We start from the raw sequence: 14,540 nt of genomic DNA, 5'->3' as shown, positions 1-14,540 counted from the left end.
TGGTGTGCGAGCATGAAGGTGAACAGACACGCGCCTGGCCCGGAATGAATCCGCGGCCCCGACGGTTGCAACCGTCGGCAAGCAGTCCGTACAACCCGGGAGAGAAGCAGATGTCCGTATCGGACGAGACCACCACCGTGAGCGACGGCATCCTCCTGTCCGACGCCGCCGCAGCCAAGGTCAAGGCCCTGCTGGAGCAGGAAGGCCGGGACGACCTCGCGCTGCGCGTCGCCGTGCAGCCCGGAGGCTGCTCGGGCCTGCGCTACCAGCTCTTCTTCGACGAGCGCTCGCTCGACGGGGACGTCGTGAAGGACTTCGGAGGCGTCAAGGTCGTCACCGACCGGATGAGCGCCCCGTACCTGGGCGGTGCCTCTGTCGACTTCGTGGACACCATCGAGAAGCAGGGCTTCACGATCGACAACCCGAACGCCACGGGTTCCTGCGCCTGTGGTGACTCCTTCAGCTGAGCCCGGGTCGTACGAAAGCGGCGGCGCTCCCCTTCCCGGGAGCGCCGCCGCTTCGCGTTGCCGTGCGGCCCTCCGCCTCGCACGGCGGCCTTTCGCGTGACCGCCGTGCCGCGCGGGGGCTCAGGCGCGCGGCACCGTCCGGCCGGTGTCCGCGTCGACCACGGTCCGGCCGTCCAGCGGCGCGTCCAGTGTCACCGTCCGGGTCAGCTCCTTGGCGATCATGATGCACGCCTTCCCCGGCTCCGGCTGCGACTCGACGACCGTGACCCGGACCCGCTTGCCGTCCTCCGTGGCGCCGGCCTCGTAGGTGCTGCACACGCCGCCCCAGAAGGTGACCTCCAGCGTCCGGCCGTCCGAGCTGTACGAGAGGATCTCCGTACCCCGGTCCGCCGGGTCCCGCGTGGGCTCCGGAGCGGGACTGCTCGCGTCCGGAGCCAGGTGCTCCGGATCCACCGCGACCTGTACGACGGTGCGCTCCGGGCCGCCCCCGTCGGGCCGTACGGAGAACAGCCACGAGGGCACCAGGACCGGCTCCCCGGCCGAGGTCCGGGCGGCGAGCCCGAACGTGGCCTTCTCGACCGTCATCGTGGTGGGCGGCGGTGTGTCCTGCCGCGCCTCGCAGCCCGCCTCCGGCGAGGCCGGACCGCCCTCCGGCTGACCGCCCTCGACCGAGTCGTCTTCCAGGGGCACCGGGGTCGCGCAGCCGCCGATGCCGCCCTTCGCCGCCCGCGAGCTCTCCGCGTTCAGCTGCTTGAGTGCGTCCTGCGCGGCGAGCACCGGATAGCTGTCGTCCTTCTCCAGCCCCTTCAGATGCCCGCTGCCGCCGACGATCTCACCGTCCGCGCCCACCTGGATCCCGGTCGGCCAGCCGTAGGTCGGCAGTCCTCCGACCACGGGGTCGGCGTTCACCACCCGTACGGAACCCATCAGCTGACGCGCGTCGAGAGCGGCGCCGTCCTGCCCCACGGCCTTCAGCACCGGAACCGCCGCCGCCTTCGCGGCCTTCTCGCCCACGGGGGAGCCGGACGGAGCCGTGCCGCGCTTCGAGCAGGTCCCGGCGGACTCGCAGCCATCCGTGCCGCCCACGGCGTACCGCGCGAACGTCCAGGTTCCCGGCGCCTGCTTGTCGACCCGCAGGAAGGGCCCCGACCCGTCCCCCTCGCTGCCCACCTTCCAGGCCGCGCCTTCCGCGCGGGGCGTGCCCGGCAGCCCGAGAGCCTTTGCCAGCCGTGTCACCTCGGCCGCGCTCACCGTGCCCTCCGCCCGGTGGACGGCGGCCGTGCCGGGGCCTTCGGGCAGCACCCCCTCGGAGCGGTACACGACCGCGCCGCCGTGCGGGTCGGGTTCTCCCGGCGCGATGCCCTGTGACGGCGCCGAGGGGCCGTCCGCGAGGTCCAGTGCCAGGGGCGGAGGTGTGCCGTCCGCGGCAGGCCGCCCGGCGTCCGTACCGGCGTCGCCCGCGGCCGTGGAGGCCCAGTAGGCCGCCCCGCCCCCGGTCAGCAGCACGGCTGCGGCCACCGTGGCCACGGCGAGCGGCGAACGCCGCCGCCGTGGGCCGGTCACGTCATTCTCGGGTCGCTCGGTGCTCACCGGATCGCTCCTTCGGCTGCCTGGCCGTCACTGGCGCATCGTCCGTCCCCGGCGTGGGGACACCGGTGGGACGGGGCGGAGGAGCGTGCGGTTCCACCCGCCTGCGCGGGGGAGCCGCCCCGATCAGTCCCCGTAGTCGGACATGGCGTCGATCAGCCGGGCGGAGGACGGCGGCACGGTGACCCCGTGGATACGGGAGGGCTCCACCGGCTCCGTGGCGGTCCTGGCGGGTACGACCCAGTGCGGAGCCATCCGCGCGCAGTCGCCGCGCAGCTCGGCCAGGCTCATCTCGGACTCACGCGGAAGAATGGTGTTCGACATATCCGCACCGTACGCAGAGTGGAGCTCAGGTAGAAAGACCTACTATCGGGTAGTTTTGCCCCTTCGAGCGAGATCGCCGAAGCGGGTAGCGTGAACTGTCATGCCGTTCCGGGCGGGCACGCTCACCGCGTCCCGTCCGCCATCCGCAGGAGCATCCTCGCCGTGCGCATTGCAGTCACCGGCTCCATCGCCACCGACCACCTGATGACCTTCCCCGGCCGTTTCGCCGACCAGTTGGTCGCGGACCAGCTGCACACGGTCTCCCTCTCCTTCCTCGTCGACAACCTCGACGTGCGCCGCGGGGGCGTGGCCGCCAACATCGCCTTCGGCATGGGTCTGCTCGGAACGGAGCCGATCCTGGTCGGTGCCGCCGGGGCGGACTTCGACGACTACCGGGCCTGGCTCGACCGGCACGGTGTCGACACCGGCTCGGTCAGGATCTCCGAGGTCCTGCACACGGCCCGCTTCGTCTGCACGACGGACTCGGACCACAACCAGATCGGCTCCTTCTACACGGGCGCGATGAGTGAGGCCCGGCTGATCGAGCTCAAGAGCGTCGCCGACCGGGTCGGCGGGCTCGACCTCGTCTCCATCGGCGCCGACGACCCCGAAGCGATGCTCCGCCACACGGAGGAGTGCCGTCTGCGGGGCATCCCGTTCGCCGCGGACTTCTCGCAGCAGATCGCCCGGATGGACGGCGAGGAGATCCGGATCCTTCTCGACGGCGCGACGTACCTCTTCTCCAACGAGTACGAGAAGGGGCTCATCGAGTCCAAGACCGGCTGGAGCGACGAGGAGATCCTGTCCCGCGTCGGCCACCGCGTCACCACCCTCGGCGCCCGTGGCGTCCGTATCGACCGGGCCGGCCACGACCCCATCGAGGTCGCCTGTGCCGAGGAGGAGCGCAAGGCGGACCCGACCGGCGTCGGCGACGCCTTCCGCGCCGGCTTCCTCTCGGGCCTCGCCTGGGGCGTGAACCTGGAACGCGCCGCGCAGGTCGGCTGCATGCTCGCCACCCTGGTCATCGAGACCGTGGGCACCCAGGAGTACACCCTGCGCCGCACCCACTTCATGGACCGCTTCACCAAGGCGTACGGCGACGAGGCCGCCACCGAGGTCCGCAAGCACCTCTCCTGACCTGGCGTACGGGTCACAGGAGCCGGCGCACCACATAGGCCGAGCCGCGGTCCGCCGGCTCCTCACCCACGTACTCCTGTTCGCGCATCGTGCACCAGGCCGGAATGTCCAGCCGGGCGGCCTCGTCGTCGGCGAGCACCGTCACCGTGCCGCCCACGGGTACCTCTCCGATCACCTTTGCGAGCTCGATCACCGGGACCGGGCAGCGCCGGCCCAGCGCGTCGACCACCAGCGACGCCCGGGGCGTGGGGGAGGCGGCGGGCGAGGCGGGGGCGCCGAGCCGCTCCCGGACCTCGGCCACCACGCCCGGCAGCACGCCGAGGAAGCCGTCGACCTCGTCCTCCGAAGTCCCGGCCGGCAGCGACACGCGGATGTTCCCTTCCGTGAGCACCCCCATCGCCTTCAGGACATGGCTGGGTGTCAGCGTGCTGCTCGTGCAGGACGAACCGGACGAAACGGAGAATCCGGCCCGGTCCAGCTCGTGTAGCAAAGTCTCTCCGTCGACATAGAGACAGGAGAAGGTGACCAGGTGAGGCAGCCGCCGCACCGGATCGCCGGTCACCTCCACGTCCGGCACCAGGTCCGCCACCGCGGCACGGATGCGGTCCACCAGTGCGCGCAGCCGCGCGTCCTCGGCCGCGGCCTCCGCGCGTACGGCCCGCAGCGAGGCGGCGGCGGCCACGATCGCCGGGATGTTCTCGAACCCCGCTGCCCGGCCCGACTCCCGCTCGTCGACCGGCCCTTGGGGGGCGAACCGGACGCCCTTGCGTACGGCGAGAAGCCCGACCCCGGCCGGCCCGCCCCACTTGTGGGCGGAGGCGGCCAGGAGTGACCAGCGGCCCCGCACGGGGCCCCAGCCGAGCGACTGGGCGGCGTCCACCAGCAAGGGGACCCCCGCCTCGGCGCAGACCTCGGCCACCTCCGCCACCGGCTGCACGGTCCCGACCTCGTGGTTGGCGGACTGCAGACAGGCCAGCGCGGTGTCCGGGCGCAGTGCGCGGCCGTACACCGAGGCGTCCACCGCCCCGGCCCGGTCCACCGGCACCTCCGTGAACGACCCGCCCGCCGCCTCCAGTGCGGCGGCCGAATGGAGGACGGAGGAGTGTTCGACGGCCGACAGCACCAGATGGCGTCCGACACGCCGACGGCCGACAAGCGATCCGGACACCGCCGAGTGCACCGCCCGGGTGCCGGACGAGGTGAAGACCAGCTCGTCCGGACGGCAGCCGACCGCCTCCGCCGCGGTCTCCCTGGCCGCGTCCAGGAGCATGGCGGCCCGCCGGCCCTCGCGGTGGAGCCGGGCGGGATCGGCCCAGCCCTCGTCCAGTGAGGCAAGCAGGGCCTGGCGGGCGACGGGGTGCAGGGGGGCGGAGGAAGCCGCGTCGAAGTAGGGCACGCCGCCACGCTAGCCCGCAGGGGGACGCGACCAGGGGTGGGAGTGCCGTGGGGGTGGGAAGAGGGGGCGTCAGATGACGGCCGGAGGCTCGGATTCCACCCCTTCGGGGTGTCGGGCGGCGCGTTGGGCACCCTCCCCGCGCGACCCCAAATAGCGTCCAGTAGGGTTTGGTCCGCATAAACATCCAAACCCCTGCCCGCGTCAGGGCCGGCGACCGACCAAGCGAGACGGCCGCGCCGACCGTGCGGGCGAGACTCTCGGGAAGGCGCTACGTGAGTCCCAACGGCTCCGACCGCTCGTCGCGGCGCCCGATGCGGCGGAAGCTGCCGCAGGTGCTGACTGCGGGCCTGGTCCTGGCGACGGCCTCCGGTTGTTCATACAACTGGGAGGATTTTCCCCGCCTCGGTATGCCCACCCCGGTAACGGAAGAGGCCCCTCGGATCCTCTCCCTCTGGCAGGGCTCGTGGGCGGCAGCGCTCGCCACGGGTGTCCTTGTCTGGGGGCTGATCATCTGGAGCGTCATCTTCCACCGGCGTAGCAGGACCAAGGTGGAGGTACCTCAGCAGACCAGGTACAACATGCCCATCGAGGCGTTGTACACAGTGGTTCCCCTCATCATCGTCTCGGTGCTGTTCTACTTCACCGCGCGCGATGAATCGAAGCTCCTGGAGCTCACTCCCAAGCCCGCCCACACCATCAACGTGGTCGGCTACCAGTGGAGCTGGGGCTTCAACTACATCGAGAAGGTGGAGGGCCAGCCCTCCGCCGGCAGCGAGATCCCGAAGGAACTCGACGCCATCCCCGACAAGTACCGCGACGACTTCCCCGCGGGCGCCGGCGGCGTCTACGACGTGGGCGTCCCCGGTACGCGTAACCCGCAGAACGGCAACCCGGGTCCGACCCTGTGGCTGCCGAAGGGCGAGAAGGTCCGTTTCATCCTGACTTCGCGTGACGTCATCCACTCCTTCTGGGTGGTGCCGTTCCTCATGAAGCAGGACGTCATTCCGGGCCACACCAACTCCTTCGAGGTCACGCCGACGAAGGAGGGCACCTACATGGGTAAGTGCGCCGAGCTCTGCGGCGTCGACCACTCCCGGATGCTCTTCAACGTCAAGATCGTTTCTCCCGAGCGTTACCAGCAGCACCTCAAGGAGCTGGCGGAGAAGGGTCAGACGGGCTACGTGCCGGCAGGCATCGAGCAGACGGACCCGGCCAGGAATGCGGAGACGAACAAACTGTGAGCATCCTCAACGAATCCCAGGGTGCCGCGGCAGCAGACGACTCGTTCGAGGACGAGCTGCCGGTACGGCGCAAGCAGCCGGGAAGTGTCGTCGTCAAGTGGCTGACCACCACCGACCACAAGACGATCGGCACGATGTACCTGGTCACATCGTTCGCCTTCTTCTGCATCGGCGGTCTGCTGGCGCTCTTCATGCGCGCCGAGCTGGCCCGTCCGGGTACGCAGATCATGTCGAACGAGCAGTTCAACCAGGCGTTCACGATGCACGGCACGATCATGCTGCTGATGTTCGCGACGCCGCTGTTCGCCGGTTTCGCGAACTGGATCATGCCGCTGCAGATCGGCGCGCCCGACGTGGCGTTCCCGCGGCTGAACATGTTCGCGTACTGGCTGTACCTCTTCGGTTCGCTGATCGCGGTCGCCGGCTTCCTCACCCCGCAGGGTGCCGCCGACTTCGGATGGTTCGCCTACTCCCCGCTGTCGGACGCGGTCCGCTCGCCGGGCGTCGGCGCCGACATGTGGATCATGGGTCTGGCCTTCTCCGGCTTCGGCACGATCCTCGGGTCGGTCAACTTCATCACCACGATCATCTGCATGCGCGCGCCCGGCATGACGATGTTCCGCATGCCGATCTTCACCTGGAACGTCCTGCTGACCGGTGTCCTGGTCCTGCTGGCCTTCCCGGTCCTCGCCGCCGCGCTCTTCGCGCTGGAGGCGGACCGTAAATTCGGCGCACACATCTTCGACGCGTCCAACGGCGGCGCATTGCTCTGGCAACACCTCTTCTGGTTCTTCGGCCATCCAGAGGTGTACATCATCGCGCTACCATTCTTCGGAATCATTTCCGAGATCATTCCGGTGTTCAGCCGCAAGCCGATGTTCGGTTATATCGGTCTGATCAGCGCGACGATCGCCATCGCCGGCCTTTCGGTGACGGTGTGGGCCCACCACATGTACGTCACCGGCGGTGTGCTGCTGCCGTTCTTCTCCTTCATGACATTCCTCATCGCGGTACCGACCGGTGTGAAGTTCTTCAACTGGATCGGCACGATGTGGAAGGGATCGTTGTCCTTCGAGACACCGATGCTCTGGTCGGTCGGCTTCCTGATCACCTTCGCCTTCGGTGGTCTGACCGGCGTGATCCTGGCCTCGCCGCCGCTGGACTTCCACATCTCCGACTCGTACTTCGTCGTCGCGCACTTCCACTACGTCGTCTTCGGCACCGTGGTCTTCGCGATGTTCGCCGGATTCCACTTCTGGTGGCCGAAGTTCACCGGCAAGATGCTGGACGAGCGGCTCGGGAAGATCACCTTCTGGACGCTGTTCATCGGCTTCCACGGCACCTTCCTGGTGCAGCACTGGCTCGGTGCCGAGGGCATGCCGCGTCGTTACGCGGACTACCTCGCCGCCGACGGCTTCACCGCCCTCAACACGATCTCGACGATCTCCTCGTTCGTGCTCGGACTGTCGATCCTGCCGTTCTTCTACAACGTCTGGAAGACCGCCAAGTACGGCAAGAAGATCGAGGTCGACGACCCGTGGGGCTACGGCCGTTCGCTCGAATGGGCGACGTCGTGCCCGCCCCCGCGGCACAACTTCCTCAGCCTGCCGCGCATCCGCTCCGAATCCCCGGCGTTCGACCTGCACCACCCGGAGATCGCGGCGCTCGAGCAGCTGGATCACCTGTCCGAGGGTGACAAGGTCCTCGTCGGTGGCAAGGAGGACGGCAAGTGAAGATCCAGGGCAAGCTCTTCATCTGGCTGAGCATCTTCATGCTGGCCATGGCGGTCACCTACGGCGTCTGGTCGAAGGAGCCGGTCGGCACCACCGCACTGGTCCTGTCCTTCGGACTGACCATCATGATCGGCTTCTACCTGGCCTTCACGGCCAACAGGGTCGACGCGATGGCCCAGGACAACAAGGAGGCCGATGTCGCGGACGAAGCCGGTGAGGTGGGCTTCTTCTCGCCGCACAGCTGGCAGCCGCTCTCGCTGGCCATCGGCGGCGCGTTCCTCTTCATGTCCGTCGTGTTCGGCTGGTGGCTGGCCTACTTCTCGGCCCCGCTGCTCCTGATCGGCCTCTTCGGCTGGGTCTTCGAGTACTACAGGGGCGAGAACCGCACCCAGTAGGACACGCCGTCCGAGGACGCGCAGCACCCGTACGGGGGCCCGGACCGCTCAGTGATGAGCGGGCCGGGCCCCCGTTTGCAGTCACTGAACGCGCTGGATCGGATGAATCTTCTTAGCGTGGGTTCATGAACCACACGCCGCGCATCCGCACCGTAGTGAGCTGCACCCTGCTGGTCGTGACCCTGGTCGCTGGTGCGACCGCCTGTGGCGAGCCCGACGGTCATCCGCTGTCGCTGAAGCCCCACGACGCGGCCGACCTCATCTCCTTCAACGGGCCGGCCAAGGACAGCACGGCCGACCCCGACACCCCCCTCGAGGTCACCGTCAAGGAGGACGACGCCAAGATCACGGACGTGACGGCCGTGGACGCCGAAGGCCGTCACCTCGCCGGTGAACTGGACGCCGACGGGAAGCGCTGGCACGCCACCACCTCCCTCGCCGCCGGCACCCGATACACCGTCAAGGTCTCCACCGAGAACGGCGACGGCGCCCCTGGCAGCCGTACGTACGCCTTCGGAACGGCGGCGGCCAAGAAGCTCCTGAAGGTCTCCTTCGGCCCGCAGGCGGGCACCTACGGCGTCGGACAGCCCCTCACAGCGGAACTCAGCGCTCCGGTCACCGACCGGGCGGCCAGGGCCACCGTGGAGCGCGGGCTCCAGGTCCGGTCCGCCCCCGCCGTCACGGGCTCCTGGCACTGGGTCGACGCCAAGACGCTGCACTACCGGCCGAAGGAGTACTGGCCGGCCGGCGCCAGCATCGACCTCCGCAGCAACCTCAAGGGCATCAAGGTCACCGGCGCCCTCCACGGCGCCGAGACCAAGCCCCTCAAACTCACGACCGGCGATCGCATAGAAGCCATCACCGATGCCTCGGACCACTCCATGACAGTCCTGCGCAACGGTGAAGTGATCAACACCATCCCGGTCACCACGGGCAAGCCCGGCTTCGACACGCGCAACGGCGTCAAGGTCGTGCTGGCCAAGGAACAGTTCGTACGCATGCGCGGCGAGAGCATCGGCATCGCCGCGGGCTCCTCGGAGTCCTACGACCTGCCCGTCTACTGGGCCACCCGCGTCACCTGGAGCGGCGAGTACGTCCACGCCGCGCCCTGGTCCACCGGTTCACAGGGCAACGCCAACGTCAGCCACGGCTGCACGGGCATGAGCACCGCCGATGCCGAATGGTTCTTCGAGACCGTGCGCGAAGGTGACATCGTCAAGGTCGTGGGCAGCGACGGCGAGATGATGACGCCGTTCGACAACGGCTTCGGTGACTGGAACCTGACCTGGGACGCCTGGCTCAAGGGAAGCGCCCTGCACGGCGGCGGCACGCCGGACACCGACAGCACGGACACCGGCACCGACGTCCAGACGGCGCGGCTGCGCCCCCAGGTCTGATCCGGCCCGGAGTGCGCAGCGCCCCGCACGGACACCGCGAAGGGGATCGGGGCCCCTTCGCCTCAGGCGCCTACGGACAGCCTGTGGCGCAGCAGGGAGGCCAGCGCGTCCGAGAAGTCGACCGGGTCGACGGGATGCGTCACAGCGGCGTCCGCACGGCTCCACGTGGCCAGCCAGGCGTCCTGAGGGCGCCCGATCAGCAGCAGCACGGGCGGGCAGTCGAAGATCTCGTCCTTGATCTGCCGGCAGACACCCATGCCGCCCGCCGGAGCCGTCTCGCCGTCCAGCACGCAGACGTCGATGCCACCCCGGTCCAGCGCGCTCAGCACGGCGGGCAGGGTGGCGCACTCCAGGAACTGCACCGGTGGCACGTCCGCCGCAGGCCTGCGCCCGGCTGCCAGCCTCACCTGCTCGCGGGTGTGAGCGTTGTCGCTGTAGACCAGGACCGTGGCGGTCGGCTGCATTGTTCCTCCGTGACGTCTGTGTCTTCGGGGCTCTCGGGGCATGAACCGATGGGCGGATCGTACTCCGGCGGACAGCCTGTCAGCACCGGTAAAGACAGCGATTCGATGGGCCGTTCGGTGAGGACACACACCGCTGACACACCGAACGGCACCCCCCGGAGTGAGGGCGGGATAAGCGACCGACATAATGTCGGTCGTGGCGACAGCAACGACAGTAGAAACCGGGCACGCGCACCCGTCGGTCAATCGACCGAACCTCACCAGCGTCGGAACCATCATCTGGTTGAGTTCCGAGCTGATGTTCTTCGCGGCCCTCTTCGCGATGTACTTCACCCTGCGATCGGTGATGGGACCCGATCACTGGAAGGAGATGGCTCACCATCTGAACTTCCCGTTCTCGGCGACGAACACCACGATCCTGGTGCTTTCCTCTCTCACCTGCCAGCTCGGCGTTTTCGCCGCGGAGCGGGGCGATGTGAAGAAGCTCCGCACCTGGTTCATCATCACGTTCGTGATGGGTGCGATCTTCATCGGAGGCCAGGTCCTCGAGTACACCGAGCTGGTCAAGGAGGCGGGTCTCTCCCTGTCCTCCGACCCGTACGGCTCGGTGTTCTACCTGACGACCGGCTTCCACGGTCTGCATGTGACAGGCGGTCTCATCGCCTTCCTGCTCGTACTGGGCAGGACATACGCGGCCTCGAGATTCACCCATGAGCAGGCCACCGCAGCCATCGTCGTGTCCTACTACTGGCACTTCGTCGATGTCGTCTGGATCGGCCTGTTCGCCACGATCTACATGATCAAGTAACCGGGCTCGCACCCACCCATCATCGACGCAGAAGATCCTGACACCGGGGTAATCCGTGAAAAAGCTCTCCGCACGACGACGCCATCCGCTGGCGGCAGTCGTCGTACTACTCCTCGCGCTGGCGGCTACCGGGGGGCTGTACGCCGCGTTCGCGCCTGCGGGTAAGGCGCAGGCCGACGACACCGCCCAGTCCCTCGCCATCGACGAGGGCAAGAAGCTCTACTCCGTGGGCTGTGCCAGCTGCCACGGATCCGGCGGTCAGGGCACCACCGACGGGCCGTCCCTCGTGGGCGTCGGCTCCGCGGCCGTCGACTTCCAGGTCGGCACCGGACGTATGCCGGCCCAGCAGCCGGGCGCCCAGGTACCGAAGAAGAAGGTCATCTACAGCCAGGCCGAGATCGACCAGCTCGCGGCGTACGTCGCGTCGCTGGGCGCCGGTCCGATCACGCCGACCGAGAGTCAGGTCGACCCTGCCGGCGCGGACGTGGCCAAGGGCGGCGACCTGTTCCGTACCAACTGCGCGCAGTGCCACAACTTCACCGGCGAGGGCGGCGCGCTGACGAACGGCAAGTACGCCCCGAGCCTGGAAGGCGTGAGCCCGAAGCACATCTACGAGGCCATGCAGACCGGCCCGCAGAGCATGCCCTCCTTCCCCGACACCACGATGCCGGAGCAGGAGAAGAAAGACATCATCGCGTACATCAAGACCGTCAACGGTGATGAGTCCGAGACCCCCGGTGGCCTCTCGCTCGGTGGCCTCGGCCCCGTCAGTGAGGGTCTCTTCGGCTGGATCTTCGGCCTGGGCGGCCTGGTCGCCATCGCCGTCTGGGTCGCGGCCCACACCGCTAAGGCCAAGAAGTCATGAGTAGCCAACAGATTCCAGAAGAGAACCTGCCGGTCGAGCAGGGCACCGCGCACGGCGCGGTGAAGGTGGCGGACGACCCGTTCGCCAACCCCGGTCTGCCGGCCCACAAGCCGCGCATCCAGGACATCGACGAGCGGGCAGCGAGGCGCTCCGAGCGGGCCGTCGCGTTCATGTTCACGCTGTCCATGCTGGCGACGGTCGGCTTCATCGCCTCCTACGTCATCTTCCCGGTCGACAAGATCGTCTACATCTGGCCGTTCGGGCATGTGAGCGCGCTCAACTTCTCCCTGGGTCTGACCCTGGGTCTCGCGCTCTTCTGCATCGGCGCGGGTGCCGTCCACTGGGCGCGCACCCTGATGTCCGACGTGGAGGTCGCCGACGACCGGCACGCGATCGAGGCGACGCCCGAGGTCAAGGCCAAGGTCATGGCCGACTTCGCGGACGGCGCCCGTGAGTCCGCGATCGGCCGGCGGAAGCTGATCCGGAACACCATGTTCGGCGCGCTGGCCCTGGTGCCGCTCTCCGGCGTGGTGCTGCTGCGCGACCTGGGTCCGCTGCCGGAGAAGAAGCTCCGCTCGACGCTGTGGGCCAAGGGCAAGCTGCTCGTCAACATGAACACCATGGAGCCGCTGCGTCCCGAGGACGTCGTCGTCGGTTCGCTGACCTTCGCCATGCCCGAGGGCCTGGAGGAGGACGCGCACGACTTCCAGTCGCAGATCGCCAAGGCCGCCCTGATGATCGTCCGCATCGAGCCGGACAACATCAAGGACAAGCGCGAGCGCGAGTGGGCCCACGAGGGAATCGTGGCCTTCTCCAAGATCTGCACCCACGTCGGCTGCCCGATCAGCCTGTACGAGCAGCAGACGCATCACGTGCTCTGCCCGTGCCACCAGTCCACCTTCGACCTCTCCGACGGCGCCCGCGTCATCTTCGGTCCGGCCGGTCACGCCCTTCCGCAGCTGCGGATCGGTGTGAACAGCGAGGGCAACCTCGAGGCGCTCGGTGACTTCGAAGAGCCCGTCGGTCCTGCCTTCTGGGAGCGCGGATGAGTACTGCGACGGAAACACAGCGCAAGGCGCCCGCCGGTGAGCGGGTCGCCGACTGGGCGGACGGCCGGCTCGGCATCTACGGCCTGGCCAAGGCCAACATGCGCAAGATCTTCCCGGACCACTGGTCCTTCATGCTCGGTGAGATCTGCCTCTACAGCTTCATCATCATCATCCTCACGGGTGTGTACCTGACGCTGTTCTTCCACCCGAGCATGAACGAGGTCATCTACCACGGCTCGTACGAGCCGATGCAGGGCATCCGGATGTCCGAGGCCTACGCCTCGACGCTGGACATCAGCTTCGACGTCCGCGGTGGTCTGCTCGTCCGGCAGATCCACCACTGGGCAGCGGTGATCTTCCTCGCCGGCATGTTCGTGCACATGTTCCGGGTGTTCTTCACCGGTGCGTACCGCAAGCCGCGTGAGATCAACTGGCTGTTCGGCTTCCTGCTGTTCGTCCTCGGCATGTTCACCGGGTTCACCGGCTACTCGCTCCCGGACGACCTGCTCTCCGGTACGGGTGTGCGCTTCACGCAGGGCGCCATCCTGTCGATGCCGATCGTCGGTACGTACATCTCGATGTTCCTGTTCGGCGGGGAGTTCCCCGGCACGGACATCATCGCGAGGTTCTACTCGATCCACATCCTGCTGCTGCCGGGCATCATGCTCGGGCTCGTGGTCGGCCACCTCATCCTGGTCTTCTTCCACAAGCACACGCAGTTCGCGGGTCCCGGCCGCACGAACAAGAACGTCGTCGGCATGCCGCTGCTCCCGGTGTACATGGCCAAGGCCGGAGGCTTCTTCTTCCTGGTCTTCGGTTTCATCGCGATCATCGCGGCGATCGCCACGATCAACCCGATCTGGGCACTCGGCCCCTACCGTCCCGACCAGGTGTCCACGGGCGCCCAGCCGGACTGGTACATGGGCTTCGCCGAAGGCTTCGTCCGTGTGATGCCGGGCTGGGAGATCAACCTCTGGGGCCACACGCTGGTCCTGGGCGTACTGATCCCGCTGGTCCTCTTCGGTGTGATCCTCGCGGCGCTGGCGCTCTACCCGTTCATCGAGTCCTGGATCACCGGGGACAAGCGCGAGCACCACATCCTGGACCGTCCGCGCAACGCTCCGACCCGTACGGGTCTGGGTGTCGCCTGGATCACGATCTACTTCGTGATGCTGGTCGGCGGTGGCAACGACATCTGGGCGACCCACTTCCACCTGTCGCTCAACGCCATCAGCTGGTTCGTACGGATCGCCTTCTTCGTCGGCCCGGTCCTCGCGTTCGTCGTCACCCGGCGCATCTGCCTCGGCCTCCAGCGCCGCGACAAGGAGAAGGTGCTGCACGGACGCGAGTCCGGCACCATCAAGCGCCTGCCGCACGGTGAGTTCGTGGAGATCCACGAGCCGCTCGGTCCGGAGCAGCTGCACACGCTCACCGCGCACGAGCAGTACAAGCCGCTCGAGATCGGCCCGACGGTCGACGCGAACGGTGTCGAGCGCAAGCCGTCGGCACTCCAGAAGCTGCGGGTCAGGCTCAGCAAGAGCTACTACGGCGAGGACAACCAGATCGCCAAGCCCACCGCCGAGGAGTACAAGGAGATCACCAGCGGCCACGGCCACCACTGATCACCTCAGCTGAACGCCACAGCAGGAGCCCCGTCCATCCGATGGACGGGGCTCT

14 protein-coding genes are annotated in these 14,540 nt (G+C 68.1%); 10 read left to right on the top strand and 4 right to left on the bottom strand.

The window, feature by feature from the left end; genetic code table 11:
* The first annotated feature begins 110 nt into the window (after window positions 1-110).
* On the top strand, window positions 111-467 hold the full coding sequence (locus tag ACFYQ6_RS01930) for an iron-sulfur cluster assembly accessory protein (RefSeq protein WP_014045490.1): 357 nt from the start codon (window positions 111-113) through the stop codon (window positions 465-467).
* A gap of 120 nt (window positions 468-587) precedes the next feature.
* Here ACFYQ6_RS01930 and ACFYQ6_RS01925 read toward each other — a convergent pair whose 3' ends face one another.
* Together ACFYQ6_RS01925 and ACFYQ6_RS01920 are read right to left on the bottom strand one after the other, a co-directional pair.
* Complete coding sequence (locus ACFYQ6_RS01925; protein ID WP_361570452.1) at window positions 588-2,057, bottom strand: hypothetical protein; 1,470 nt, start codon at window positions 2,055-2,057, stop codon at window positions 588-590.
* A gap of 123 nt (window positions 2,058-2,180) precedes the next feature.
* Window positions 2,181-2,378: a hypothetical protein gene (locus tag ACFYQ6_RS01920; RefSeq protein ID WP_361570449.1), complete on the bottom strand. Its 198-nt coding sequence runs from the start codon at window positions 2,376-2,378 to the stop codon at window positions 2,181-2,183.
* A gap of 162 nt (window positions 2,379-2,540) precedes the next feature.
* On the opposite strand from ACFYQ6_RS01920, the gene ACFYQ6_RS01915 reads away from it, so the two are divergent.
* The gene (locus ACFYQ6_RS01915) at window positions 2,541-3,515 is read left to right on the top strand and encodes a carbohydrate kinase family protein (RefSeq protein ID WP_361570446.1); all 975 of its coding nucleotides are present in this window, start codon (window positions 2,541-2,543) and stop codon (window positions 3,513-3,515) included.
* Between the two features lie 13 nt (window positions 3,516-3,528).
* Here the strand turns inward: ACFYQ6_RS01915 and ACFYQ6_RS01910 are convergent, their stop codons facing one another.
* Window positions 3,529-4,911, bottom strand: coding sequence for a cysteine desulfurase/sulfurtransferase TusA family protein (locus tag ACFYQ6_RS01910; RefSeq protein ID WP_388759797.1), 1,383 nt, complete (start codon window positions 4,909-4,911; stop codon window positions 3,529-3,531).
* 272 nt (window positions 4,912-5,183) lie between these two features.
* Between ACFYQ6_RS01910 and coxB the strand changes: the two genes are divergently transcribed.
* From coxB to ACFYQ6_RS01890, 4 genes are all read left to right on the top strand, one after another.
* Window positions 5,184-6,152, top strand: coding sequence for a cytochrome c oxidase subunit II (gene coxB / locus ACFYQ6_RS01905; RefSeq protein ID WP_361570440.1), 969 nt, complete (start codon window positions 5,184-5,186; stop codon window positions 6,150-6,152).
* Complete coding sequence (gene ctaD / locus ACFYQ6_RS01900) at window positions 6,149-7,885, top strand: cytochrome c oxidase subunit I (protein ID WP_361570438.1); 1,737 nt, start codon at window positions 6,149-6,151, stop codon at window positions 7,883-7,885. The genes coxB and ctaD overlap by 4 nt, the downstream gene beginning before the upstream one ends.
* Window positions 7,882-8,280 (top strand): cytochrome c oxidase subunit 4, encoded by a 399-nt coding sequence (locus ACFYQ6_RS01895; protein WP_145802041.1) that lies wholly within the window; start codon window positions 7,882-7,884, stop codon window positions 8,278-8,280. The genes ctaD and ACFYQ6_RS01895 overlap by 4 nt, the downstream gene beginning before the upstream one ends.
* A gap of 125 nt (window positions 8,281-8,405) precedes the next feature.
* Entirely contained in the window at window positions 8,406-9,677 is a 1,272-nt protein-coding gene (locus ACFYQ6_RS01890; protein ID WP_361570435.1) for an Ig-like domain-containing protein, read from the top strand.
* A gap of 62 nt (window positions 9,678-9,739) precedes the next feature.
* Here ACFYQ6_RS01890 and ACFYQ6_RS01885 read toward each other — a convergent pair whose 3' ends face one another.
* On the bottom strand, window positions 9,740-10,141 hold the full coding sequence (locus tag ACFYQ6_RS01885; RefSeq protein ID WP_361570432.1) for a hypothetical protein: 402 nt from the start codon (window positions 10,139-10,141) through the stop codon (window positions 9,740-9,742).
* 187 nt (window positions 10,142-10,328) lie between these two features.
* On the opposite strand from ACFYQ6_RS01885, the gene ACFYQ6_RS01880 reads away from it, so the two are divergent.
* Genes ACFYQ6_RS01880 through ACFYQ6_RS01865 form a run of 4 tightly spaced genes read left to right on the top strand, consistent with a single transcriptional unit; the run spans window position 10,329 to window position 14,485 of the window.
* The gene (locus ACFYQ6_RS01880; RefSeq protein ID WP_014045480.1) at window positions 10,329-10,949 is read left to right on the top strand and encodes a heme-copper oxidase subunit III; all 621 of its coding nucleotides are present in this window, start codon (window positions 10,329-10,331) and stop codon (window positions 10,947-10,949) included.
* A 55-nt stretch (window positions 10,950-11,004) separates the two neighbouring features.
* Window positions 11,005-11,814, top strand: coding sequence for a c-type cytochrome (locus tag ACFYQ6_RS01875; RefSeq protein WP_145802047.1), 810 nt, complete (start codon window positions 11,005-11,007; stop codon window positions 11,812-11,814).
* Window positions 11,811-12,863 (top strand): Rieske 2Fe-2S domain-containing protein, encoded by a 1,053-nt coding sequence (locus tag ACFYQ6_RS01870; RefSeq protein WP_361570428.1) that lies wholly within the window; start codon window positions 11,811-11,813, stop codon window positions 12,861-12,863. The genes ACFYQ6_RS01875 and ACFYQ6_RS01870 overlap by 4 nt, the downstream gene beginning before the upstream one ends.
* The gene (locus ACFYQ6_RS01865; RefSeq protein ID WP_361570426.1) at window positions 12,860-14,485 is read left to right on the top strand and encodes a cytochrome bc complex cytochrome b subunit; all 1,626 of its coding nucleotides are present in this window, start codon (window positions 12,860-12,862) and stop codon (window positions 14,483-14,485) included. The genes ACFYQ6_RS01870 and ACFYQ6_RS01865 overlap by 4 nt, the downstream gene beginning before the upstream one ends.
* Window positions 14,486-14,540: the final 55 nt, after the last annotated feature.

Origin of the sequence: Streptomyces sp. NPDC005494 (assembly GCF_042872025.1) — a bacterium.
In the GTDB taxonomy this organism is placed as follows: Bacteria; Actinomycetota; Actinomycetes; order Streptomycetales; family Streptomycetaceae; genus Streptomyces.
This window is presented reverse-complemented; position numbering and strand designations above follow the sequence as displayed.

What these genes read in the sequence shown, in the direction of transcription:
- ACFYQ6_RS01930 (WP_014045490.1), top strand. Translation starts at nt 111, where the DNA reads ATGTCCGTATCGGACGAGACCACCACCGTGAGCGACGGCATCCTCCTG.
- ACFYQ6_RS01920 (WP_361570449.1), bottom strand. Translation starts at nt 2,378, where the DNA reads ATGTCGAACACCATTCTTCCGCGTGAGTCCGAGATGAGCCTGGCCGAG.
- ACFYQ6_RS01890 (WP_361570435.1), top strand. Translation starts at nt 8,406, where the DNA reads ATGAACCACACGCCGCGCATCCGCACCGTAGTGAGCTGCACCCTGCTG.
- ACFYQ6_RS01885 (WP_361570432.1), bottom strand. Translation starts at nt 10,141, where the DNA reads ATGCAGCCGACCGCCACGGTCCTGGTCTACAGCGACAACGCTCACACC.
- ACFYQ6_RS01880 (WP_014045480.1), top strand. Translation starts at nt 10,329, where the DNA reads ATGTCGGTCGTGGCGACAGCAACGACAGTAGAAACCGGGCACGCGCAC.
- ACFYQ6_RS01870 (WP_361570428.1), top strand. Translation starts at nt 11,811, where the DNA reads ATGAGTAGCCAACAGATTCCAGAAGAGAACCTGCCGGTCGAGCAGGGC.
- ACFYQ6_RS01865 (WP_361570426.1), top strand. Translation starts at nt 12,860, where the DNA reads ATGAGTACTGCGACGGAAACACAGCGCAAGGCGCCCGCCGGTGAGCGG.